The organism is Flavobacterium mesophilum (assembly GCF_039581405.1).
Lineage (GTDB): Bacteria > Bacteroidota > Bacteroidia > Flavobacteriales > Flavobacteriaceae > Flavobacterium.
The window spans coordinates 852,297-876,480 of sequence record NZ_JBCPXZ010000002.1 but is presented as its reverse complement, the minus strand read 5'-3'; the positions used below and the strand labels follow the sequence as shown (position 1 = coordinate 876,480).

The window sequence follows — 24,184 nt, the reverse complement described above, 5'->3', positions numbered from 1 at the left end:
CTTAAAATTTATGAAATCAAAAGCTTACTTCCTTACTGTTGTTTTATTATTGATTGTTGGTAATTTGCAGGCTCAGTTTGTGAAAAAACACGGTCAATTAAGTTTGAAAGGCACTCAGTTAGTGGATCAAAATAATGAACCTATTGTGTTGCGAGGCTTGAGCTTTGGCTGGCATAGTATGTGGCCACGATTTTATAATGAAAAAGCAGTGAGCTGGCTGAAAAAAGATTTTAATTGCAATGTGGTTCGGGCGGCGAATGGAATCGAATTAGGGGAGATGTCTTATATGAAAGATCCACAGTTTGCTAAAGAAAAGATTGAAGCAGTTGTAAATGGCGCTATCAAATCAGATATTTATGTTATTATTGATTGGCACAGTCATAATATTAATTTGAAGGAAGCTTCGGCATTTTTTGCAGAGATGTCAAAAAAGTATGCTAAATACCCTAATATAATATATGAGGTGTTTAATGAGCCGGATTATGAAAGCTGGTGGGAAGTCAAAGCATATGCCGAGGAAATAATCCGTATAATTAGAGAAAATGATCCTAATAATATCATTTTGGTTGGTTGCCCGCATTGGGATCAAGATATTGATCTTCCGGCAGAAGATCCTATTATGGCATATTCTAATATAATGTATACGATGCATTTTTATGCAGCAACGCATGGAAAGGAATTAAGAGATCGAACCGACGCAGCAATAAAAAAAGGAGTACCTGTTTTTGTTTCAGAATCTGCTGGAATGGAAGCTTCGGGTGATGGGCCGTTAAATATGAAAGCTTGGCAAGAATACATTGATTGGATGGAAGCCAGAAAACTCAGCTGGATTACATGGTCGGTTTCTGATAAAGATGAAACTTGTTCTATTCTGAAGAAATCGGCAAAGTCTGAAGGGAAATGGAAAGATGAAGATTTGAAAGAATCGGGAATCAAGGTTAGGGAGTTTTTGAAAAAATACAATACACAGGATTAATTTAGTCGTCCTGTTTCTTTTATGAGCCTGTTCAATTTTTGGACAGGCTTTTTTGTTTTTTTAAACCAAAAAAATGATCTGCATCATCATGAGGTTTTAGAAGTTTTGTAGGGGTGTTTTTGTAAGAATTTTATTTTCTGTTAATAAAGGTTTTCGAAGGTTGCTTATTTTTGTTGTAAATTCTTATTTATTTTATTTTTTACAACTACCCCCTAAAAATTTAGGGGGTAGTTGTTTTTTAATGTATTTTTAAGTGGTTTTTTGGTTTCATTTGTTGTTTTGTTTTGCGTTTTGTGTGTTTTAAAGTGGTTAGTGATTAAAAATGCATTGTTGAATTTTCAAAAATGAATCCGTATAAATGTCAAATAACGATTATTGCTTGTTTAATTTTTGTAATCCATAATTCTGCTTCTAAAACGTCAAAAAAGTACTTTTGGATTGTTCTACTCATGCAAAAGTTAATAAATTCGCTAAAGAAAATGAGGGGGTTTTAGAGGGCGATTAAGGGTTTTAAAAGTGCTATTTACTATTTTTTAAAATATATAAAGATTAACTAACCAGAATCAATTAATAACCAAAAACCAATTAAAACATGAAAAAAGTATTACACATTTTTGCCGCGATGTTAACGAGTTCTTTTGCTTTTGCCCAAGATGATACAGAAACTGCAACTTCACCAGCGACGACATGGGGCGGATCAGCAGATGCGTACTATAAATACGATTTTTCGAAACAAATGAATGGATTAACGAGCTTTACCAACTCTCAGGATTCATTTGAATTAGGAATGGCGTCTGTTGAAGCAGGACACACTTTTGGAAAAGCCTCTGTATTTGTAGATTTAGGATTCGGAAAAAGAGCGGGTGAATTTTCATATAATGAAACAACAGATAAAGATATAAATGCAAAATTTTTAATTAAACAATTATTTTTCACTTACCAAGTTACCGAAAAATTCAAATTTGTTGTGGGTAGTTTTGGTACTCACATAGGATATGAGGTCTTAGATGCTGTTGATAATAAAAACTACAGTATGTCATATGCCTTTTCTTATGGGCCGTTCTTTAATACAGGTTTAAAAGCGCAATATACTTCAGGAAAGTTTACAGCGATGTTCGGTATTACTAACCCAACAGATTTTAAATCGGCAATGGATGCGGGTTCGTCACAAAAAACATATATCGGACAAGTTGGATATATAGGTGAAACAGGAAGTGCATATTTGAATTTTACATCAGGAAGTTCAAATCCGGCTTCAGATGAAAATAAAACGCAATTTGACTTAGTTGCTTCAAAAACATTAAGTGATAGTTTCGCACTTGGATTTAATGCAACTTATGCAAAAACTAAAAATGATTTTATAAGCGCTGACGATGGGGAATGGTTCTCATTAGTAGGATATGCAAATTATTCATTCTCTCCGTCTTTGTTATTGGCTTACAGAATGGAATATTTTGATGCTAAAAGCGCGGCGCCAAGTTTAGGAACATTGACTGGCTCAAATGTTTTTGCAAATACTGTTTCTTTAAATTACAAAGTTGGAAAATTGACAATAATTCCTGAGTTAAGATACGATGCAGCATCAGAAGATATCTTTTTAGATAAAGATGCAATGCCAACAGGCGGTTCGATTTTTGCTCTGGTTGCTACAACATACTCTTTCTAGAGATAAAGATTGATATTTTTTTTTTTTTTTTGGAGCTGTCGAAACATATTAATGTTTTGGCAGCTTTTTTATTAGGAGGACAATGAGATAATGTGAAAATGTGAAATGTATTGCGTTAATCGGTAATGTATTTATGTATTATATGGTAGAGACGTACTGCGGTGCGTCCTTTCTTTGTGAAGATTTATCTTGTTGAAATAATATCTTTAAATGGCACGCAGATGACGCGGATTAAACAGATTTTTACAGATAAAAAAAAACAGCGACAACCTGTTTGATCTGCATCATCTGTGTGCTATTATAACTAAGATATTGGCATAAAAAAAGAGGCTGTTTTTATAAAACAGCCTCTTTGTATTTTTTACAGAACTATATTACTGAACTTGTTTTTTGTAAATTGAATAAATAGTATCTATTGTTTTTCGGTCTAGAGTAGGGGTTACATCAGTTTGAATGTAATGCAACTTAAAAGCCATAATCGCCGCCGAAAGATTTTTTGTATTGTAACCAATTATTCTCAAAGCAGGCTCAATTTTAAAATCAAAAGGAGCTTCTTCTAAAACTTCATCTGGCCAAATTCCGAAACCTTTTTCGGCTAATGTTTTCCAAGGGAATAAAGCGCTCGGATCTTGTTTTCTTCCCGGTGCAATGTCAGAATGTCCTAAAATATTTTGCGTCGGAATATTATAATCTTTTTTCAATTTTGTCAAAAGAGCAACAAGACTGCTGATTTGGCTTTCTGTAAAAGGTTTAAATCCGTTGTTGTCTAACTCGATCCCGATCGAGCTTGAATTGATATCAGTATTTTTTCCCCAAGTTGACGCTCCTGCGTGCCATGCTCTTAAATAATCATTAAGCATTTGCACCACTTTTCCGTTTTCCGAAATAATATAATGAGCGCTTACTTGTGTTTTGGTTTTTGTGAAAGTGTTTATCGTTTGTTTAAGAGAATCTTGCGCTGTATGATGAATGATGATAAAGCTTGGTTTTCTTAAATTAAAGTTCACAGTTCCAATCCATTCTGTTGTGATGCCATTTACTAAATGAGTTGAACCTGTTTTTGATAAAGTATCTTTAATAATGCCAAGTTGTTGTGCGTAAGTAGTATCAATCACCACTGGGCTTACAGGAGGAATCGCTTGTGGATCCTTGCTTGTAATTTGATTTTCTAAATTTTTAAGCTGCTGATCGTAAACCTTTTCAGTGCTTTTATATGGATTTGTAGAGCAAGAAGTTATTATAATTGCTAAAACCAAATAACATAAATGTTTTTTTATCATGATCATTTACATTTTGAGATGAAGTTTTTTGAATATTATTCTTCAGCTTTTTTTGTTTTTTCTTCTTCGGTTGCTTCTTTGTGATCTTTAGAGTCTTTTTTCTTCTTTGATTTATCTTTTTGAACTCCTTTGAAATTGGCCATGAATTCTTTGTACTTTTCTATTTGGTCAGGATTCAAAAAAGCATTAATCTTTTTAGTAGTGCTTTCTCTTAGGGCATTAATTTGCTCTACTTTTTGATCTTGACTACTGCTTTCGTTTTTTAAAAGTACACCTTGCTCTCTAATACTATCTGCTAAAGCGTTAGTGATAGCAATTGCTTGAAGATCATCAAGTTTTAGTTCAGGTCTCATTTGTTCAACGATTTTCGCGGCAGTTTCCTCTGCAGGAATTTCTTTTGGCTTGCTTGGAGTGCTTTGCGGGCCAGCCATCATGCTTCTGTCCATTCCCATTCCGCCACCACGTCCATAACCGCCATAACCTCCACCATAACCACTGTTATAGCCACCATATTGAGCTGATGCTGCGTTAACACAGCATAAAGTAAAAATCAAAAGAAAAAAAATGTTCGTAGGTTTCATAATTAGTTTTTTATCTAAATTGATAATAGTTAGCGTAAATTTAAGCAGGTTCTCCGTATAAATCAAATTCTGTTGCTTCAATTATCTTGATATTAACAAATTCACCAGTTTTTACATAATGTTTAGAGGCATCAATCAAAACTTCATTGTCAACATCTGGGCTGTCAAACTCAGTTCGGCCAACAAAATGTGCTCCTTCTTTTCTGTCGATAATGCATTTGAAAACTTTTCCAACTTTTTCTTGGTTCAAATCCCAAGAAATTTGTGACTGCAATTCCATTATTTCGTTTGCTCTAGCTTGTTTTACATCATCCGGAACATCATCTTCCAATAAATAAGCGTGAGTATTTTCTTCGTGAGAATAAGCAAAACATCCCATTCTGTCAAATTTCATTTCTTGAACAAAATCTTTCAGAATTTCAAAATCTTCCTGAGTTTCACCTGGATATCCAACAATCAAAGTTGTTCTGATTGCCATTCCTGGTACTGAAGCACGGAAATCTTTTAATAATTGAGTCGTTTTAGCTTGGGTTGTACCACGACGCATTGATTTCAAGATCGAATCAGAAATATGTTGTAGCGGAATATCAATATAATTACAGATTTTTGGCTCGCGTTTCATGATTTCCAAAACATCCATAGGAAAACCAGTTGGGAAAGCATAATGCAAACGAATCCATTCAATTCCTTCTACTTTAACTAATGCTTCCAAAAGTTCTCCAAGATTTCTCTTTTTATATAGATCAAGACCATAATAAGTCAAGTCTTGTGCAATTAAAATTAATTCTTTAACACCATTCTTAGCTAAGCCTTCAGCTTCTTTTACCAATTTTTCAATTGGTTGAGAAACGTGAGAACCACGCATTAAAGGAATAGCACAAAAACTGCAAGGTCTGTCGCAACCTTCTGCAATTTTTAAGTAAGCATAATTCTTTGGAGTTGTTGTTAAACGCTCCCCTAATAGTTCGTGTTTATAGTCGGCGCCTAATGCTTTTAGTAGTTGAGGCAACTCAGTTGTCCCAAAATATTGATCCACATTCGGAATTTCTTTTTCTAAGTCTGGTCTGTAACGTTCAGATAAACATCCAGTAACAAAAACTTTGTCAACTAATCCTTTGTCTTTCTTGTCGGCATATTCCAAAATCATATTAACAGATTCGGCTTTTGCATTGTCAATAAAACCGCAAGTGTTAATTACAATAATGTTTCCTTCTTTTTCTGCAGGAGCCTCATGTTCAACTTCTTTTCCATTCGCACGCAACTGTCCCATAAGGACTTCGCTGTCATAAACATTTTTTGAACACCCAAGAGTGATTACGTTAATTTTGTTCTTTTTTAAAGACTTGGTTCTCATACTTTTATAAATTGGAGTGCAAAATTACACTTTTTTATTCAAACACCGCTTGTTTCGGTTTCTTTTAGATGTTTTTTATGAAGCTAATCCCGCTGTCCGCTATATTTTTTTTGAATTTTAATAGATTCTGAGTGGTGTAAAATGAAACCGCTTCTTTTTAAGCTAAAAAAAAATCCGCCAAGAAAAATACTTGACGGAAATCTTCAATCATCTATTTTGATTTTTAATTACAATTCAAATAATAAAGTTAAAGTTACATTGTTTAGTTTAGAAGTGATGTTTGCTCCATCTGTAAACCCTGTTGCGAAAAATCCTTGATTTGATTTTCTTTCCATATAAGAATAAGCTAAGTCTAATTTTGTTGCTCCAAAGCTATATCCTAAACCTCCTGAGTAGCTGTTTAAATCGCCAATTGTTCTGCCGTCTTTATAAGGGCTTCCCTCAAAACGGTAACCCCCACGCAAACTTAATCTTTGGATTTTATATTCAGCACCAATTCTTAGCTCTCCATTTGATGTCAGTTGATTGCTCATGTCAGCATTTAATCCTCTGAATCCTGGATCACTAGTTGGTTTGTATTTTGTGTTTCCGTAATTTTTGATCGAGTAATCAACGCTAATTAAGCCCGATTTCCCAAATATATAAGCACCGCTGAAAGTGAATTTATCAGGTGTCTGCAAAGTGTATCTGTCATACACATTAATTATATTCGGATTAACATTTTCGTTTATTTCAGGACCACCTGCGGCTTGTCTAGTTGTTCCTAAGCTCTGTGAAACCTCGTCATAAAGATCGTACCAAGTATTTGATTCGTAAGCAACACCAAATCTCAAGGCATCAGTAGCTTTTGCGATTGCACCCAATTGGAAAGAAAAGCCGTTTCCGTAAGTGTATAAATCGTTGTTGAAACGCAAGCTAGATATTGTTTCGCGTGCTTCTAATGGATTGCTATTGTCTTCGTAGAAACTGCTTGATCTTCTGTAATCTAAAATATGTAAGTTTAAGTTCGCTCCAAAATAAATTCTGTCTTTATATGACGTTGACATGTTGAAGCTTAGTTTGCTGTTGTAGCCTGTAGTGTAAACTGAGTTTTCTTGGTAATAATTTCCTCCAGCAGGAACGGCAGAAACATATTGTGTATTGTTGCCGTCATTTGGATTTACAGGATCTATTACATATCCTTTGTATCCAAAATAAGCTTGTTGTTCGTCGTAATATTGATCTCTATAAGGAATATTTGTAATGTTGTTCAAAGGAATTCCATTAGCATAAGTCAAAAAGTACTGGTCAATTGAGTTTCTAGGGTTTGTGCCGGCAGAAAACATTTCGTTATTGAAATTGTTGGTGTTTTCATAAGTTGTTCCAATGGCAAACTTTGTCCAATTACTATTTGGATTATGGTCATGAAAAACAAAAACAGCTCCAGCTTGATTTAAGATAAAAGAATTGTCTTTTTCGCTGGTTTCAGTTCCGAAATAATTGGAGTTGTTCTTTTTGGTTTGATTACTAAAAGAAACCCCAATTTGATTGTTGTTGAATATTGCTGATCCGGCTGGATTGACAGTTAAGGCTGATAAATCTCCTCCAACGGCTCCAAATGCACCACTCATGGCTCGGAATCTTGCCGTCCCTGTTAAGTTGTCTTGTGAATAGCGTACAGCATCAGATATTTCTTGAGAATGTAAGGCGCTAAAAGATAGTCCTATAGTAAAAAGGAAGAATATTTTTTTCATCTGGTTAGATTTTTAAAGTAAGTGAATGATTTGGTGAAAAAGAGGAATTATCTTCTTCCTCCGCCACCGCCACCGCCGTAGGATCTTCCTCCTCCGCCGCCACCGCCACTGTAGCCACCACCGCCACCGCTGTAGGATCTTCCACCACTGCCACTGCTCATCGATGAACGAGATGGGCTAGGAGAGTAAGTTCTGGATGAACTGCTGTTTGGAGTGCTGTAGCTTCTGTTGGTCATTCCTGCACTTGATCTTCTGTTAGAATAATCATAACCACTGCTTTGGCCTTGCGCAGTGCTTCTTCTATCAGTAAATGTTGGACTTGAATAGGTTCTGCCGTTTACAGAAGAACTTCTTCTGTAATCTGAATAGCTTCTTCCATTTGTATTGTAGCTGCTTCTTCCAGCATAATTTCTTGTTGTGAAATCATTTCCGGCATAACTTCTGCCAGCATAATTTCTTCCTGCGTATGATGAGCTTCTTGTTGCGTATCCTCTAGATCCGTAATAAGCAGCTGATCCTCTTCTTCCGTAGCTATAATTGTAATTTGCATAATATCCGTAACCGCAACCTGGGTATCCCCATCCTGGATAATATCCCCATCCGTAGTATGGATAGCCCCAGCCATAGTATGGATATCCCCATCCGTATCCATAATAAGGATATCCCCATCCAAATCCGATTCCAAAATACCATGATGGATCAGAGTAAACAGCTACAGAAGTTTCTGTGCTGTAGCCTCCCCAGCCTGGATAAGCTGCTACGGATGCTGTTTGTGTGCTATCGTTTACAGCATAATTGCTGTAATTATCTACGTCAGTAAAAATTTCGGTAGGTTGATTCGCGTCTTGTAATGACTTGAAGTAATCTTTATATTGACTATTAGTGCTTGTGACAGTCGTTTGTGCATACGTGTTTGTAGATTTGCCATAAACCCCATCATTGTCATAATAAGAAGTGTTTTGGTAAGAGCCACACGAAGCAAGGAGAAAACTCAGTAGTCCAATTAAGTAAAAGTAACTTGAGTTTTGGCGGAGATAAGTAGAAGTTTTCATATCTGTGGTGTTTTTTATTGTTGCACATTACAAAAATAGTTAGTTTTGTCAAACTATTTAGTTAAAATTATTTAAAACAAAATTTGTGCCAAACTATATAATATGAGTAAGAACCTTACTACAAGATCAGAAGATTATTCTAAATGGTATAATGAACTGGTTGTAAAAGCAGACCTAGCTGAAAATTCAGGAGTTAGAGGATGTATGGTAATTAAGCCATACGGATATGCTATTTGGGAAAAAATGCAGGCTGAATTAGATCGAATGTTTAAAGAAACGGGGCATCAGAACGCTTATTTTCCTTTGTTCGTGCCGAAGAGCATGTTTGAGGCAGAAGAAACAAATGCGGAAGGATTTGCAAAAGAGTGTGCTGTTGTAACACATTATAGATTAAAGAATGATGAGGAAAGACCAGGAAAATTGATGGTCGATCCAAATGCAAAGCTAGAAGAGGAATTAATTGTTCGTCCTACAAGTGAGGCGATCATTTGGTCTACATATAAAGGATGGGTGCAATCGTACAGAGATTTGCCTTTATTAATTAACCAATGGGCGAATGTGGTTCGTTGGGAAATGCGTACGCGTTTGTTTTTGAGAACTGCCGAATTTTTATGGCAAGAAGGACATACGGCTCATGCTACTAAAGCAGAAGCGATTGAGGAGTCTGAAAAAATGATGAACGTTTATGCGGATTTCGTAGAAAACTTTATGGCGATTCCTGTTGTGAAAGGTCTTAAAACGGAAACTGAGCGTTTTGCTGGTGCAGATGAAACTTATTGTATTGAGGCATTAATGCAAGACGGAAAAGCATTGCAGGCTGGAACTTCTCACTTTTTGGGGCAGAACTTTGCAAAAGCATTTGATGTGAAATTTGCAAATGCAGAAGGAAAACAAGAACATGTTTGGGGAACTTCTTGGGGAGTTTCTACTCGTCTTATGGGGGCGTTGATTATGACGCATTCTGACGATCAAGGTTTGGTGTTGCCTCCAAATTTGGCTCCAATACAAGTTGTAATTGTGCCAATCCATAAAACAGATGAGCAATTAGCGCAGATAACAGCAGCCGTTAATGAATTGACAGCAAAACTAAGAAAGCTGAAAATTTCAGTGAAGTATGATGATAGAACGACTCAAAAACCAGGATTCAAATTTGCTGAATGGGAATTGAAAGGAGTTCCTGTTCGTATTGCTGTAGGTCCAAAAGATTTAGAAAATGGAACTTTTGAAGTGGCAAGACGTGATAATTTGTCAAAAGAAGTTGTTGCAGCGGAGAAAATCGTTGATTATGTAAATGATTTGCTTGAGCAGATTCAAAATGACTTATTTACTAAAGCATTTGAATATAGAAATACTCATATTACACAAGTGAATAATTTTGAGGAATTTAAAGAAGTTTTAGAAGGCAAAGGAGGTTTTATTTCTGCTCACTGGGACGGAACTGCAGCGACAGAAGAAAAGATAAAAGATTTGACAAAAGCGACCATTCGTTGCATTCCTTTGGATGCTGTTGAAGAGGCGGGAACCTGCGTGTTTACTGGGAATCCTTCATCTAAAAGAGTGCTTTTTGCTAAGGCGTACTAAAAAATAATATATTTTTTTGCGTTAGGTGTTGCGCAAATAAAAAATAGATGTATCTTTGCATCCGCAATACAGAAGCGCGGTCCGTTCGTCTATCGGTTAGGACGCCAGGTTTTCATCCTGGTAAGGGGGGTTCGATTCCCCCACGGACTACAAGTTATATTACATATTGAATAATTTCCAACTTAGGAGAATTGAGGTCCGTTCGTCTAGGGGTTAGGACGCCAGGTTTTCATCCTGGTAACAGGGGTTCGATTCCCCTACGGACTACAAAATTAGTTGTAAATAAGTTTTGTAAAACAAAAATTGGTGTCTCGGTTTTTGTTTTATTAGTTAAAACCAAAGTGATTGTTTTGCAATTGTGGGAGGTTTTTCTTTTTTAACTAGTATTTATAATAATTATTACATCTAAAATTAAAAGAAATGGCAAATCATAAGTCAGCTTTAAAAAGAATCAGAAGCAACGAAAAAAGAAGAGTTCTTAACAGATACCAACATAAAACTACTCGTAATGCTATCAAAGCATTAAGATTAGCTACTGATAAATCTGATGCTACTGCAAAATTATCAACTGTAATCTCTATGATTGATAAATTAGCTAAAAAGAACATCATCCACAATAATAAAGCTTCTAACTTGAAGTCTAAATTAACGAAACATGTTGCTAAATTGTAATTAAAACAATTTATTAGATATTAAAAAGTCCTCTTTTCGAGGACTTTTTTTGTTTATATCAAATTCCAGGTTCCAAGTTCCAAGTTTCAAGTTTCAAGTTTCAAGTTTCAAGTTTCAAGTTTCAAGTTTTGAAGCGCAAAATCTCTTTTTGAAATAAAAAAATTCCAAATCCCCGCTCTTGTAAAGTTGGAATTTGGAATTTTAGTATTGGGATTTAATCTAAAGATCTATTTTCTTTTTAAGATATTCCAGCATTGGCTGTGTAATAGGTTTTGAAAGGAAGTCTATTATTATTGGATATTTTTTTGCCTTGGCTAAATCTTCTGGGTCAATTGTAGAAGATAATACGATGACACTTGCGGTGTTGAATTCTTTATAGTCAGAAGAAGTGAAATGGTCTAAAAACTCCCAGCCTCCCATAACTGGCATATTGAGGTCTAAAAAAATTAATTCGGGTTTTTTGTTGTCTTTGTTCTTGTTGTTGGTATATTTTAAAGTGTTGAAGTGATGAAGGGCTTCTTCGCCATTTTGAGCTGTAATAATTTCATGGCAAATTTGTGACTTCGAAATTACTTTTTTGCATAACATCAACGTGATTGGGTCGTCGTCAATGCATAAAATCTGCTCGAGCATGATCTTTAATTTTTAAATGTTATTATAAAGGTGGTGCCTTTGTTGACTTCGCTTTCTATGCTGATTGTTCCTCCCATGGTTTCAACCTGAGATTTTACAAGATATAGGCCAAGTCCTTTGCTGTCTGGATAATTATGAAATCTTTGATATAGGCCAAAAACTTTGTCACGGTTTCTTTCTAAATCAATACCAATTCCGTTGTCCTTAAATGTCAATATCGCCTTATTGTCGATCTGTTCAGCAATAATGGATATTTTTAGCTTCCTGTTTTCTGATTTGTATTTTATAGAATTGGTGAGCAAATTAAGCAAAATACTCTCGATATATGCTTTGTTTGTGTTTAATAATGGAACACGGTCAAATTTAAGCTTTATAATTGGTTTATGCAGTTCTATTTGAAAAGATAATTGACTGAAAACATTTTCAAAGACTTCTTTTAAAGAAACTTCCTCTTTTTGCATCGAAGGATTGTCTTTGATGATGATGACTTTTACCAGATCATTGATGGTCTCGTTCAGTAAATGAGTTGATTTGGTAAATCCAGATAAAATTTCTTCAAGCTCTGGATTTTCAATCGGAATATCTTCAATTAGATTTAAAAGCCCAATTAAATTTGATAATGGAGCTCTCAAATTGTGTGAAGTGATGTATGAAAATTGCTTTAAATCCTTGTTGTTTTGGGTCAATTCTCGAATAAGATGCTCTTTTTCGGTTTCAAGCTTTTTTTCTTCCGTGATATCTCTTTGTATAGAGATCCAGTGTGAAATTGATCCCTCATTGTTGAAAATTGGAATCATCGAAAAGCGAACCCAATATTCTTCTTTTTGTTTGGTGTAGCTAATGGTTTCAATCAAGCATTCTTCTTCATTTTTGATTGCTCGCAATAGTTTTTTTAATTCTTCAGAATCTGATTTTGGGCCTTTGAAAATATTCGGAGATTTGCCAACAATTTCATTTGATAAATAACCTGACATTTGCGAAAAAGCTGGATTTACGTACACGATTTTCGGAATTTTTCGTGCCTGCGAATTGGCTTCTGTAATTAAAATTGAATCTTTTGATTGGGTAATTACAGTTTCTAAAAGCTTCAATCGTTGTTCTTCTTCTTTTTGTTTTGTGATGTCTTGAATGGCTCCGATCATTCTGATGGCTCTTCCATTTTCATCTTTCAATAAAAAACCTCTGTCTAAAACATATTTGTAGCTTCCGTCGGCACATCTAAAGCGATATTGATCTTGCCATTTTTCGGTTTTTTGCTCAATGAAAGAATATAATTTTATTGACATTCTGATGCTGTCTTCGGGATGAATTTTATCAAACCACCATTTAGAAGTCTTGCCAACTTCGGTGGGATTGTATCCAAAAATCCCTTCAATTCCTTTGTTCCAATTTATGCTGTCTTCCTGAATTTTCCAGTCCCAAATCGTGTCGCTTGTTGCTTTTGCTACAATGTCATATTTTTCGTTGGATTCTTTTATTTCTTCGTTTGTTTCCTTTAATTTTTTGAAAACGGTAACATTATGTTTTTCGTTTTTAGAAACTATGTATTTGAAAAATAAGGCTGTAGTTAAAATGAAGAAAATGTCTTTTAGAAAAAAAAGATAAAAATATTTAACGTCTGAAAAATAAGTGGTAAGTATTTTATGACAGAGTACCGCCATAAATAATGATACTAGAATGTAAACTAGAGTAATTTGGAGAGTTTTACTTTTCATTACTTCAAATATAGTTAAATTAACTATAATTAAACAATAAGTAAAGTTCAATTTAAGGGCTGTGTTTTGATGTTTTGTATTAACTAATTGATTGTATATACGCAAACTATGTTAGAAACGTTTTTTTTTAGAAAATAAAGTGTACCTTTGCAGCCATTAAAAATCACAGATGGAATCTATTAGAAACATTGCAATTATTGCCCACGTCGATCACGGTAAAACAACTTTGGTTGATAAAATTATGTATCACTGTCAGTTATTTCGTGAAAATGAAAACACAGGTGATTTAATTCTTGATAATAACGATTTAGAGCGTGAGAGAGGTATTACTATTACTTCTAAAAACGTATCAGTTCAATATAAAGGAACAAAAATCAATATTATTGACACTCCAGGCCACGCGGATTTTGGAGGTGAAGTTGAACGTGTATTGAACATGGCCGATGGTGTATGTTTGTTAGTGGATGCTTTTGAAGGGCCAATGCCACAAACACGTTTCGTGTTACAGAAAGCTATTGATTTAGGTTTGAAACCATGTGTAGTTATCAACAAAGTTGATAAAGAAAACTGTACTCCTGAAGAAGTTCACGAAAAAGTTTTTGACTTAATGTTTGAATTAGGTGCTACTGAAGAACAATTGGATTTCCCAACTGTTTACGGTTCAGCTAAAAACAACTGGATGTCTGATGACTGGAAAGTTCAAACACAAAACATTGAGCCATTATTGGATATGGTTATCAAAAATGTTCCTGCTCCAAAAGTTGCAGAAGGAACTCCACAAATGTTGATCACTTCTTTAGATTTCTCTTCTTTTACAGGTCGTATCGCTATTGGTCGTCTTGAAAGAGGTACTTTGAAAGAAGGTTCTCCAATTTCTTTGGTAAAAAGAGATGGAAAAATCATCAAATCAAGAATTAAAGAATTGCATACTTTCGAAGGTTTAGGCCGTAGAAAAGTAGAAGAGGTTGTTGCTGGTGATATTTGTGCTGTTGTAGGTATTGAAGGTTTTGAAATTGGTGATACTATCGCTGATTTTGAAAACCCAGAAGCTTTACAAACAATTGCTATCGACGAGCCAACAATGAGTATGTTGTTTACAATTAACGATTCTCCATTCTTTGGTAAAGAAGGTAAATTTGTTACTTCTAGACACATCCGTGAAAGATTGACAAAAGAGTTAGAGAAAAACTTAGCGATGAAAGTTGGTGAAACTGATTCTGCTGATAAATTTATGGTTTTTGGTCGTGGTGTATTGCACTTGTCAGTTCTTATTGAAACAATGAGAAGAGAAGGGTATGAGCTTCAAATTGGTCAGCCACAAGTTATCATCAAAGAAGTTGATGGTGTTAAATGTGAGCCAATTGAGGAATTAACGATCGACTTGCCAGAAAACCTTTCAGGTAGAGCGGTTGAATTCGTAACGATCCGTAAAGGTGAAATGCTTTCTATGGAAGGTAAAGGGGAGCGTATGATTATTAAATTCAACATTCCATCTCGTGGAATTATCGGTTTAAGAAATCAATTGCTTACTGCTACTGCTGGTGAAGCTATTATGGCACACCGTTTCATTGGATACGAACCATACAAAGGAGAAATTCCTGGACGTAACAACGGTTCATTAATCTCTATGGAAAACGGAAAAGCAATTCCTTACTCTATCGATAAATTACAAGATCGTGGTAAATTCTTCGTTGATCCTAACGAGGATATCTATGAAGGTCAGGTAATTGGAGAAAACACTCGTAGCGACGATATGACTGTTAACGTTACTAAAACGAAAAAACTTTCTAACGTACGTTCTTCTGGAGCTGATGATAAAGCTAGAATTATTCCAGCTATCAAATTCTCATTAGAGGAAGCTTTAGAGTACATCCAAAAAGATGAGTATGTTGAAGTTACTCCAAAATCTCTTCGTTTAAGAAAGATTTACTTAAGTGAAACTGATAGAAAAAGATATAAAATCTAATTAGTTTTAACTTTCAATATAAAAAATCCCAAATTCCAATATGGAGTTTGGGATTTTTTTATGCTTTATTTTTGGAATTTGGAATTTAAAATTTGGGATTTAATGAAGTTACCTTTTTAGAGCGAAATGACCTTTTGCTTCTCGGCCATCTTCTAATTTTAAAGTGTACCAATAATCATCAGCAGGCATTGGATTGCCTGTGAAAGTCCCATCCCAACCGTTACCAGAGGCGATAATTTCTTTGATTAATTTGCCGAATCGATCGAAAATAAGAATTTTGGCTCCAGAATTAAAAGTCTCATTTGCACCTTGTATGTTCCAATAATCATTGTAGCCATCACCATTTGGGGTAAAAAACTTTGGAATTCCTAGTACTGCTATGGTTTTCGAAATTTTTCCGCATCCATTTTTATCATTAATGTAAAGATCATGTATGCCTGGGCGAACATTTTCAAAAAGGTTAGATTCTTGAAATGAACTGCTAGGATCATCAATGCTGTATTCGTAGTTTCCAGCTCCAGAAACATTTGCCTCAACAGTATTGTAATCGGATAAATCTGAAATAGAAACAGAGTCTAGGTGGGCTATATCAGAAGCTGTTACTGTAATAGTTCTTGTTCGACTGCAACTATTTTCTTCCTTAGTAAAAACTTCTACAGTATATTTTCCTTCTTCATTGACTTCTAAAGTTTCACTATTTTCCTCAGGAATTATACTGCCGTCTTTCGACCAAATATAGTTGTATGTGCTTGCAGGAGTATTGCCAATTAGTCCAGCATCAAGTTTGACGAAGAAAGTTGGCAGATTTGAACAAACTAATGTATTGGCGCTTTGATTGCTGTTGATGTCAATATTGGGTTTTGCATTAACTTTAAGCGTAATATAGGCTCCTAAACCAAAACAAGCATTGTCGAGATTACTGTCAACTCTTACCCAAATTTTTTGTTGATTTGGTGTCGTATTTCTGTAATTCGAAGGATTTGTAATTGTATTGGTTTCTGCTAAGGCGTCAGTTTCATTCGCATAATAGTTTATAGAATAATTATCGCTTGCAGAAGGAAGCATTGCTTGGATATCCTGCGTGACACTACTGAAATCAAACGATGCAATTCCGTCTTTGTCATCATTGGTGGCATCAATAAAATCATCACAAACAGCAAAAGATCTTTTAAAATTTGGATCAATTTGTGTTGTTGAAACTTTCAAGTTTAATTTTGCTACAGAGAAACATCCGTTTGTGTTTTCAACTCTGGCCCAAATGCTTTTATTGTTGCTTTTAAATGCGAGAGGATTTGAAATCAAAAGAGCTTGATCTTTTGTGTTTGCACCTGCCAAAGTGGTGTAATAAGTAAAGGTTTCATTAGAAGAATTAGCCGAAACAAAATTGTTTTTTTCCGTAATATTAAAATTTGAAACACCATCAGTGTCGTCATCACATTGAACGATTGTGATAGGTGAATTTAAAATAGGCAAAGCATTCAGAATAAGCTTAACAGAATTTGCAGAAGTTAATCCACATGCATTATTATTGCGGTTTAAAAGCACACGATATTGATAGCCATTCATTGCAGAAATTGCTTTTTGAATGGTTAAAGATGTAGTTTTGGTTCCTGAATAAGTAGCGTTTTCTGTCAAGGCATTCCATGTGGTTCCAGCATCGGTAGACAATTGCCATTGAAAAGTATCTGCATTAGATTCAATACTAAAAACAGCTTTTTCTAGTTCACAAACAGTTTGGTTTTCTGGTTGTTTTGTAATAATAATTGGAGTTGCAATAATGTAATTGCCGTTTGGAGCGGTATAACCATCAGTTTTGCTGGTGACGATCCCAAAAGAGTTTACCAAAACAGGGACATTTCCTAATTGTCCATCAAAATTAGGGTCACTAAACCCAGCTTCTATAACATCATTACAGCCATCGTTGTCACTATCGATTTCCATATAATTTTTTATTCCGTCGTTATCAGAATCTAAAACGGTATATTTTAAGATGCCATTGTCAGGATTGGTTTCTAAAGCATCTGCTAAACCATTAATTCCAAAAGTTGTAATGTCAATAATACCATCTCGATTTGTGTCAGTTGCATTGCTTCCAGATTCTACTAGATCGAAGATGCCATCATTATCACTGTCTAAATCCAGATAATTTGGGATTCCATCAGCATCAGTGTCAATTGGCGATGCCGAAAAATTGAAAATTTCATCTAAACCATCTAAATTGGTGTCGGTGTTTGAAAGCGGAATTGGTTTTATTTGTGATTCTATTTGATCGGGAATTCCGTCATTATCTGAATCCAGGTCTAGTTGATCAGGAATGCCGTCGCCGTCAGTATCTTTTGGAACGCAAGTAGCAATTAGTTGGAATGTTGCTTTGTTTCCAGCAGTATCTAAAAGATTTTTGTGTGTTATCTTAAAAGATTTTGTTTGATAAGATTGAAATTTGAATGTGCCAGTTCCCGCTTGAAGAGGAACACTTCCATTTAGGCGAAAACGGATTTCAAAAGAAGAAAATTGCGTAACGCCGCTTTCGTAAATTCCGTCATAATTTGTATCAATTAATAATTGATTGGTCGGATTTAAAACGGTTACGGTTTTGTCAGTGTCTGAATTAATAATATATTGCGAATCAGAGTTTAATAAATCAGTGGTATTTGCAGCTGTTACATATTCCAAACTTAGATTTATTGGTTTTATAAAACTCAAATTATAGCTAACAGATAGGCCTTTTCCTTGGTGAACTTCGGTAATAAAGCTTCCATCGCTATTTCCTAAAAAAGGAATTGCACTTGCAGGATTACTATTTATAATTGTGCCTGAAAACGAATTTGAATAAGTTCCTGTTTTTACCAAACCTGAATTTGGGTTTGAGGTATTAATTGGCAAATTGCCATATGATTCTGTACAATTTGTTAGTCCATCATTGTCATAATCTACATCAATATTGTCATTTGCCAAATCGTTATCAACATTTATAGGACAATCGCTCACTGGAATTTTATCTGAAAAAACATCGCTGACACAGCCCGAAATACTTCCTCTCACTTGATAAAAACCAGGTTGGGTTGGCGTAAACGTATTTTTATTTTCGCCTGGAATTAAAACATCATCTTTAAACCATTGAAAAGTGTCATAAGAAGATAAAGTGTTGATTTTTAAAGAGACATTTGGAATACAGGCGGAATTTGTTAAGGTGATTTTTCCGCTCACAATTTCAGGTTTTAGGTCAAAGCCAGAATAATAACCTCCGTAAGTTGCGGCTCCATTGGTTCCAAAATAAGAAACATAAACCTGTTTGGTTGATTTTACAGCTATATTTCCGGATAAGTCAGAAACAGTATAACGCACAAAATCTGCAGTTCCTTGAATTGGAAAAGGAGAAGCAGAAATAGGATTGTTGTTTAATAAAACAGTTGCTCCGGTTTCGGTTACAATATTTAGATATCCGTTAAAAGTATTGTTTCCAATAGATTGTATTTGAGGAATATTATCAACCGTATTTGGCGTCGCGCAATTTATTGGAGGAACAAAAAATAGATTTTGATTGGCAGGATGCGTTGTTCCTCCGATACTTTGATAGGCAAATACATTAGCAGAAGTTTTTACATATAAACTTCCATTTATAAATTGGCTTCCGTCAATTGCAAGATATTCACCACTTTTGAGTGTCTTATATGGAACTGTGGAGCCATTCAAGAATACATCGGTATTGTCGTAATGCGCTATTAATAAAACACGTTCCAGTTCATCAGTTCCAAGGCCTTTTAGGAATACATATTCTTTTCCGGTTTTCTCTAAAGAGACAATTTGGTCAAAACCAACATCTCTTCCTAAAGGAGCTAGACTCCCATTTTGGGTTCTGCCCAATTCTGTACTATTACTTCCTCCGAAAGAACCTGAATTGACAACAACTGGTTTGTCTGAAGTGACTAGTGCTCCAATCATTTTAGAACTATTAGACAGAATTTGACCGTCATTATAGTTTTTTAAGGCCAGCACATAGCTTTCATTTTTGTTTAAAGTCACTGTTATTGGTCCAGAAATGGTAGTGCCATTTAAAAGCTGTGTTCCGTTTTGAATATTTGAAATCGTGATTTTAGTTCCGTTTTCTGTAGCCATGATTGATGCAAAGTTCAATAATGTTTCATCATAAAGCGGATTTAGCATTGCACCTAATCTAAAAGTATTTCCCAGCGCACTATTTCCTTTGGATACTAATCCTCCTGCGTGATTATAGTTGTTTTGGGCTAGTCCGGCATTGACTCTTATACTTACATAAATAAGGTCCTCGGCTTCTACTATATATCCTCGGTTTGAAACAATACCAATGCTTGTTAAAGGCGTGAACAATTGTGTGTCTAATCCAGTTCCAATGTAATAGCGATAAGGATTGTTGCTGTTTACAGTTCCGTTAATTATGCTTCCTCCATTGGCAATGATTTTAAAATTGACGTTGGAGATGCTTGGTGTAGAAATGTAAATATATTGATCATTTGCAAATCCTACAGCAGAAACCAATGGCGGTATATAATGTGTTTTACTAAATTGAGCAAAACAATTTATAGTGCAAAAAAGAAACAATAAGAAGTGTAATGTTTTTTTCATTGGCTCGTTTAACGACTATATAGAATTGAATCGCCCAAACCAAAAATAAGTTTTTATTTTAGTTTCTTTGAAAGATAAAGCATTTTTTCTTTCTAATTAGTTGAAATTTAGGATTTGTTGAAGTTGTTTTGAAATTTTGCTCTTCGACTTCGCTTAGAGTGACAATTGGAATTTATAAAAATTATCTTTTTAAACTAAAATGACCTTTAGCACTTTTTCCATCCACAAAAAGAAGTGTAAACCAATAATCGTCTGATGGCAATTGTTCGCCATTAAAAATGCCATTCCAACCGGTGCTGTTTTGATTCATTTGTTTTAAAAATTTTCCATAACGATCAAAAATACTGATGGAATAATCGGGCATCTGATTTATGTTTTTGATAGTCCATAAATCATTATAGCCATCACCATTTGGAGTGAAAAATCTAGGATAATCTAAGACATAAAATAAAAATCTATTAGAAAGCCCGCAACCATTTTTATCCCTTGCAACTGCAGAATATACGCCGGGAGCAACTCCAGTAAATTGTGGGTCGTCTTGAAAAACAGTTCCGTCCAATGAAAATTCGTAGTTTCCAGAACCGGTATATTTTATTAAAACTGAATTGTCAACTCCAGAAAAATCTTTTACGACAGCTTCTGTAATAGTCGCTGGTTCAGATAAAATGACTTTGAAGGTTTTTGTTTTTTGACATCCATTTGCATCTGTTACAGTTACAGAATAATCTCCAGGAGAAGTTACAGTGATTGAATTTGAGGTGCTGTTTCCAGGGCTCCATAAATAACTTTTGAAACCAGTCGCTACTGAAAGTATAACATCATCATCTTTGCACATGTATTTGGATTCCTCTTGAAAATTTGGCGGATCAAAAGTGTTTACTACAAGTGTAACTGGCGAAATGTTGTAACAATCGGCACCATTTATAATTTTTGCATAAATAGTTTGGGTGAACGCAACAGTATTTTTAAAAATATTTGGCAATACATTTGCCTCTGTTATCGCATCATTACTGCTTAAAAAATATTGCACGGTCATGCCAGATGGGAGACCCGCAATTAATTGAGGAGTAACTTGTGCATTAAGATCAAATTGATAAAGACCGTCTTGTTTGTCATCGTCATCGCATGTTTTTACAGGATTTTGAGGCGCAATTGTTTTATTTGAAATTTGAAGCGTTACTTCTGCAATTTTAAAACAACCAAATTTATTTTCGAGCCTTCCAAATATAATTTGATTGGCACTTTTATTTGTGTACTTTTCAGGATTTGCAATCGGATTTGTCTTGGATTGCGCATTAGCCAAAGTTTCGTAATAGCCACTATTTGTAATATCTGATGCATTATTTTTAATCAGATTGTCAACTTTTTTTATATTAAAAATACTTATGCCATCATTATTGTCATCACACTGGAGCAATGTTGTGTTTGTTGACGCGATTTCAGGAGCAACTTCAATTTTAATTTCTCCTGTCAGGGTACAGGCAGAAGGTGTTAAAGTAACATCCGCTCTATAAACGCCAGATGTTTTGGCATGTAAAACAGGATTTTTTTCGCCAGGCAAAAGCACATTGTCTTTGTACCATTTAAAATCATAAGAAGCTGATAATTTAGTGTCTAGTATTGCTTCTTGTCCATAACACAAAGGATTTCCAGATAATTCTGTTTGATCAGCGCCAAAATCTATTTTTGATGAAAAACTTCCGGCTTGTAAAAAAACTGCAGAATCATAATATTGATTTTTATCATCTGCAATAACAAGTTTGATGTGATATGTTTTTCCAGTAACTACTTCAGTTCGAGCATTCATTACAACGGTTTGTCCTGCATAATTTACAGGGCTTGTATTGTTGTTTAAACCATTGAAATAATTTTGATTAACTGCAGGACAACCTGGATAAGGATCTCCATTTGATTTATATCCAGGTTCAATTTTTGGTCGCACATTTGTTGAAGAAACTGGAATTGTACTATTGGGCAATACAGCTAAATTTTTGTACGGGCCAGCAGTTCCAGCTTCTTTGATTAAAAATGCAAATCCATCTGAATATTCGCAAGGGAAAAATGACTGATATTCATTTGATGCAAAAATATAATTGAAACTTAAAATATCGGTTAGGGGAACAAAATCGAACTCTAAAACCGTTGCATTTATGGAGTTGATTCCTAGAATGCTGTTTAAGTCGGAATCACCGGTCCAGTTGACATTTCCACCACCATTATTACTAATATATGGACCAACAGCATTTCGGCTTGTTGAAGTGGTCAAAATAACGCCTTCTGCAAAAGGAAATCCGCTTGATCCTGCATTAAAATAAGCAAAACTTTGTTGCCCTACTGTAAAAGTGTCTCCTTTTCCTGTTGCATTTGAAGCCGAAGCACACGAGCTATTTACTAAAACATTTTCAATAAGCTGTTGTGGCGTTCTTCGATCATCTATGTTTATATATTGACCGTTCATCTTGTACGATAAACAGCATATGAAAAAAACCGATAATAAAACCTTAAGATGAGTCATAGCCTCACAAATATACTATAAATCTCGCTTTTTTAATAATTTATACGAGAAGTAAATGAATAAAAATGTCCAGATTAAAACAATTAAAATGGCAAAATAACTCACACTGTAATCGATATCTGTGTCAATTCCGATTTGTGAGCCAATGTTTTTAATAACAGATAATCTTGGGCCAGGATTAATAATTAAATTAGACATTGATTCCAAAGGAAAAAACTGTGTAATTTTCTCATCGATTGTACTGTTTGGAAAAACTCGAAATGCCAGAAATGCACGCAATATTCCTTCTATTATATTCCAAACTAAAAGAAAACCTAATGCAAAGGCTGATCGCTTTATGAGGATTCCTAGAAATAAGCAGAAAGAGAAAAATCCAGTCAGTTTTACAAAAAAAGCAAGTAGAAAATCGAGGTCGCTAAAAATAATATCGATTTCAGTATAGGATGAAAAAATCAAACCTAATATTAAACTCATGACAAAAATAAAAACGGTCGAAGCAAATGCAAATAAAACGACGGTAAGAAATTTAGATAGGATAAATTCTTTTTTGCTTAAGCCGTCAATTAAATTTTGTTTTAATGTTCCGTAACTATATTCGTTCGCCATCATAGATACAATAACTATTGCAAGAAAGAGTTTTAATATAGCTGCAACATAAGTGTTGAAATGCCAGATAAATGGAAAATTAAAAATACCCATTTCAGCCACTTGTAAATGAAAATTTCCAATATCAAATTTTATTGAAGCAATCAAAGCTATAAAAGAGAGTAAAATAAAATAAGTTAAGGTTAGGATACGACTAGATTTGTTTAGCCATATTTTTTGAAGTTCTATAGATATAAGTCGGTTCATGGTTTAGTTTTTTTGAATGGTGGCGTTTTTGGTTAATTCTAAAAATTGAGCTTCTAGACTGTTTCTGCGTTTTACCAAATGATTTAAAACGATGTTTTTCGAGAATAAAAACTGATTTAAATCGGATGCTGCTAATTCGGATTTTAGGTAAACCAAAATTTTTCCTTCTTCCTCTTTAATATGATCTACATTCGGATGATCGCTTAAAATAGATTTTAAAGCAAGATTGTCATCTGAAGAAATTTCAAAGAAACCTTCATTAGCAGACATTTCATCAACTGAACCAGAATATAAAATTTCGCCTTTTCTCAATACCACAACATGCGAGCATACTTTTTCGACTTCGTCCAATAAATGTGAAGCCAATAAAATTGTAGTTCCTTGCGATGCGATTTCTTTGATGATGTCACGAATTTGATGAATTCCCTGCGGATCTAAACCATTCGTCGGCTCATCTAAAATCAGGATTTCAGGATCATTCAAAAGTGCCGATGCGATTGCCAAACGCTGCTTCATTCCTAATGAAAACGTACTGAATTTGCTATCTTTTCTTTCTGTCAAACCAACAAGATTTAGCTTTTCAGCAATTTTAGAATAATTGATGCTTTTGATTTTGCAGACTAATTTTAGGTTTTCTTCTGCGGTCATATAAGGGTAAAAGTTTGGACGCTCGATAATGGCGCCTACTTTTTTCAAAGCTTCATGCGTTTGCATCTTTCCGTCAAACCATTTATAATTGCCTGAAGTTTCGTTTACAACATTCAAAACAATTCCTAAAGTAGTTGATTTTCCGCTTCCGTTCGGGCCAAGAATGCCATAAACGTGTCCTTTTTGAATGCTGAAAGATACATTTTTTAGCGCTTGAATGCGTCCGTATCTTTTGCTGAGATTTTCGATGGTAAGAATGGTTTCCAAGTTTTTCGGTTTTAGTTTTTAGTAAGACGAATCAACTGTAATATTGTTACGCTAAATTTTATTTAATGTAAATTTGTATTAAAGATATTCA

The 24,184-nt window shown here is 34.6% G+C and carries 16 protein-coding genes and 2 tRNA genes; 7 read left to right on the top strand and 11 right to left on the bottom strand.

The window, feature by feature from the left end:
• The first annotated feature begins 10 nt into the window (after nt 1-10).
• The gene (locus AAYQ19_RS08210; protein WP_343535762.1) at nt 11-976 is read left to right on the top strand and encodes a glycoside hydrolase family 5 protein; all 966 of its coding nucleotides are present in this window, start codon (nt 11-13) and stop codon (nt 974-976) included.
• A 592-nt stretch (nt 977-1,568) separates the two neighbouring features.
• Entirely contained in the window at nt 1,569-2,642 is a 1,074-nt protein-coding gene (locus AAYQ19_RS08205; protein WP_343535761.1) for an outer membrane beta-barrel protein, read from the top strand.
• A 374-nt stretch (nt 2,643-3,016) separates the two neighbouring features.
• Here AAYQ19_RS08205 and AAYQ19_RS08200 read toward each other — a convergent pair whose 3' ends face one another.
• The 5 genes from AAYQ19_RS08200 to AAYQ19_RS08180 all read right to left on the bottom strand — a co-directional run bounded on the left by AAYQ19_RS08200 (nt 3,017) and on the right by AAYQ19_RS08180 (nt 8,642).
• Nucleotides 3,017-3,922 (bottom strand): N-acetylmuramoyl-L-alanine amidase, encoded by a 906-nt coding sequence (locus AAYQ19_RS08200; RefSeq protein ID WP_343535760.1) that lies wholly within the window; start codon nt 3,920-3,922, stop codon nt 3,017-3,019.
• A 35-nt stretch (nt 3,923-3,957) separates the two neighbouring features.
• The gene (locus AAYQ19_RS08195; RefSeq protein ID WP_343535759.1) at nt 3,958-4,503 is read right to left on the bottom strand and encodes a hypothetical protein; all 546 of its coding nucleotides are present in this window, start codon (nt 4,501-4,503) and stop codon (nt 3,958-3,960) included.
• Between the two features lie 40 nt (nt 4,504-4,543).
• Nucleotides 4,544-5,857, bottom strand: a complete 1,314-nt coding sequence (rimO, locus tag AAYQ19_RS08190) for a 30S ribosomal protein S12 methylthiotransferase RimO (RefSeq protein WP_132989732.1) — start codon at nt 5,855-5,857, stop codon at nt 4,544-4,546.
• 227 nt (nt 5,858-6,084) lie between these two features.
• Nucleotides 6,085-7,590, bottom strand: a complete 1,506-nt coding sequence (locus AAYQ19_RS08185; protein ID WP_343535758.1) for an OmpP1/FadL family transporter — start codon at nt 7,588-7,590, stop codon at nt 6,085-6,087.
• 47 nt (nt 7,591-7,637) lie between these two features.
• A complete protein-coding gene (locus AAYQ19_RS08180) occupies nt 7,638-8,642 on the bottom strand; it encodes a hypothetical protein (RefSeq protein ID WP_343535757.1) in 1,005 nt (334 codons plus the stop codon).
• 102 nt (nt 8,643-8,744) lie between these two features.
• Between AAYQ19_RS08180 and proS the strand changes: the two genes are divergently transcribed.
• From proS to rpsT, 4 genes are all read left to right on the top strand, one after another.
• A complete protein-coding gene (gene proS / locus AAYQ19_RS08175) occupies nt 8,745-10,223 on the top strand; it encodes a proline--tRNA ligase (protein WP_343535756.1) in 1,479 nt (492 codons plus the stop codon).
• 78 nt (nt 10,224-10,301) lie between these two features.
• Nucleotides 10,302-10,373, top strand: a tRNA-Glu gene (locus AAYQ19_RS08170).
• 45 nt (nt 10,374-10,418) lie between these two features.
• Nucleotides 10,419-10,490, top strand: a tRNA-Glu gene (locus AAYQ19_RS08165).
• Nucleotides 10,491-10,643: 153 nt separating this feature from the next.
• Nucleotides 10,644-10,895: a 30S ribosomal protein S20 gene (rpsT, locus tag AAYQ19_RS08160; protein ID WP_253788774.1), complete on the top strand. Its 252-nt coding sequence runs from the start codon at nt 10,644-10,646 to the stop codon at nt 10,893-10,895.
• A gap of 219 nt (nt 10,896-11,114) precedes the next feature.
• On the opposite strand, the gene AAYQ19_RS08155 is transcribed toward rpsT, so the two are convergent.
• Together AAYQ19_RS08155 and AAYQ19_RS08150 are read right to left on the bottom strand one after the other, a co-directional pair.
• On the bottom strand, nt 11,115-11,528 hold the full coding sequence (locus AAYQ19_RS08155; RefSeq protein WP_343535755.1) for a response regulator: 414 nt from the start codon (nt 11,526-11,528) through the stop codon (nt 11,115-11,117).
• Between the two features lie 5 nt (nt 11,529-11,533).
• Nucleotides 11,534-13,243, bottom strand: a complete 1,710-nt coding sequence (locus tag AAYQ19_RS08150; protein WP_343535754.1) for a PAS domain-containing sensor histidine kinase — start codon at nt 13,241-13,243, stop codon at nt 11,534-11,536.
• Nucleotides 13,244-13,412: 169 nt separating this feature from the next.
• Here AAYQ19_RS08150 and typA point away from each other — a divergent pair, with 169 nt between their 5' ends.
• Nucleotides 13,413-15,209, top strand: a complete 1,797-nt coding sequence (gene typA / locus AAYQ19_RS08145; RefSeq protein ID WP_343535753.1) for a translational GTPase TypA — start codon at nt 13,413-13,415, stop codon at nt 15,207-15,209.
• Between the two features lie 108 nt (nt 15,210-15,317).
• On the opposite strand, the gene AAYQ19_RS08140 is transcribed toward typA, so the two are convergent.
• The 4 genes from AAYQ19_RS08140 to AAYQ19_RS08125 form a co-directional block, all read right to left on the bottom strand.
• Nucleotides 15,318-19,811, bottom strand: coding sequence for an FIDD domain-containing protein (locus tag AAYQ19_RS08140; protein WP_343535752.1), 4,494 nt, complete (start codon nt 19,809-19,811; stop codon nt 15,318-15,320).
• Nucleotides 19,812-19,992: 181 nt separating this feature from the next.
• Nucleotides 19,993-22,269: a choice-of-anchor L domain-containing protein gene (locus AAYQ19_RS08135; protein ID WP_343535751.1), complete on the bottom strand. Its 2,277-nt coding sequence runs from the start codon at nt 22,267-22,269 to the stop codon at nt 19,993-19,995.
• A 72-nt stretch (nt 22,270-22,341) separates the two neighbouring features.
• Nucleotides 22,342-23,178: an ABC transporter permease gene (locus AAYQ19_RS08130; protein ID WP_343535750.1), complete on the bottom strand. Its 837-nt coding sequence runs from the start codon at nt 23,176-23,178 to the stop codon at nt 22,342-22,344.
• A 3-nt stretch (nt 23,179-23,181) separates the two neighbouring features.
• Nucleotides 23,182-24,093, bottom strand: coding sequence for an ABC transporter ATP-binding protein (locus tag AAYQ19_RS08125; RefSeq protein ID WP_343535749.1), 912 nt, complete (start codon nt 24,091-24,093; stop codon nt 23,182-23,184).
• Between the last annotated feature and the right edge of the window lie 91 nt (nt 24,094-24,184).

What these genes read in the sequence shown, in the direction of transcription:
- AAYQ19_RS08210 (WP_343535762.1), top strand. Translation starts at nt 11, where the DNA reads ATGAAATCAAAAGCTTACTTCCTTACTGTTGTTTTATTATTGATTGTT.
- AAYQ19_RS08205 (WP_343535761.1), top strand. Translation starts at nt 1,569, where the DNA reads ATGAAAAAAGTATTACACATTTTTGCCGCGATGTTAACGAGTTCTTTT.
- AAYQ19_RS08200 (WP_343535760.1), bottom strand. Translation starts at nt 3,922, where the DNA reads ATGATAAAAAAACATTTATGTTATTTGGTTTTAGCAATTATAATAACT.
- AAYQ19_RS08195 (WP_343535759.1), bottom strand. Translation starts at nt 4,503, where the DNA reads ATGAAACCTACGAACATTTTTTTTCTTTTGATTTTTACTTTATGCTGT.
- rimO (WP_132989732.1), bottom strand. Translation starts at nt 5,857, where the DNA reads ATGAGAACCAAGTCTTTAAAAAAGAACAAAATTAACGTAATCACTCTT.
- AAYQ19_RS08185 (WP_343535758.1), bottom strand. Translation starts at nt 7,590, where the DNA reads ATGAAAAAAATATTCTTCCTTTTTACTATAGGACTATCTTTTAGCGCC.
- AAYQ19_RS08180 (WP_343535757.1), bottom strand. Translation starts at nt 8,642, where the DNA reads ATGAAAACTTCTACTTATCTCCGCCAAAACTCAAGTTACTTTTACTTA.
- proS (WP_343535756.1), top strand. Translation starts at nt 8,745, where the DNA reads ATGAGTAAGAACCTTACTACAAGATCAGAAGATTATTCTAAATGGTAT.
- rpsT (WP_253788774.1), top strand. Translation starts at nt 10,644, where the DNA reads ATGGCAAATCATAAGTCAGCTTTAAAAAGAATCAGAAGCAACGAAAAA.
- AAYQ19_RS08155 (WP_343535755.1), bottom strand. Translation starts at nt 11,528, where the DNA reads ATGCTCGAGCAGATTTTATGCATTGACGACGACCCAATCACGTTGATG.
- AAYQ19_RS08150 (WP_343535754.1), bottom strand. Translation starts at nt 13,243, where the DNA reads ATGAAAAGTAAAACTCTCCAAATTACTCTAGTTTACATTCTAGTATCA.
- typA (WP_343535753.1), top strand. Translation starts at nt 13,413, where the DNA reads ATGGAATCTATTAGAAACATTGCAATTATTGCCCACGTCGATCACGGT.
- AAYQ19_RS08140 (WP_343535752.1), bottom strand. Translation starts at nt 19,811, where the DNA reads ATGAAAAAAACATTACACTTCTTATTGTTTCTTTTTTGCACTATAAAT.
- AAYQ19_RS08135 (WP_343535751.1), bottom strand. Translation starts at nt 22,269, where the DNA reads ATGAACGGTCAATATATAAACATAGATGATCGAAGAACGCCACAACAG.
- AAYQ19_RS08130 (WP_343535750.1), bottom strand. Translation starts at nt 23,178, where the DNA reads ATGAACCGACTTATATCTATAGAACTTCAAAAAATATGGCTAAACAAA.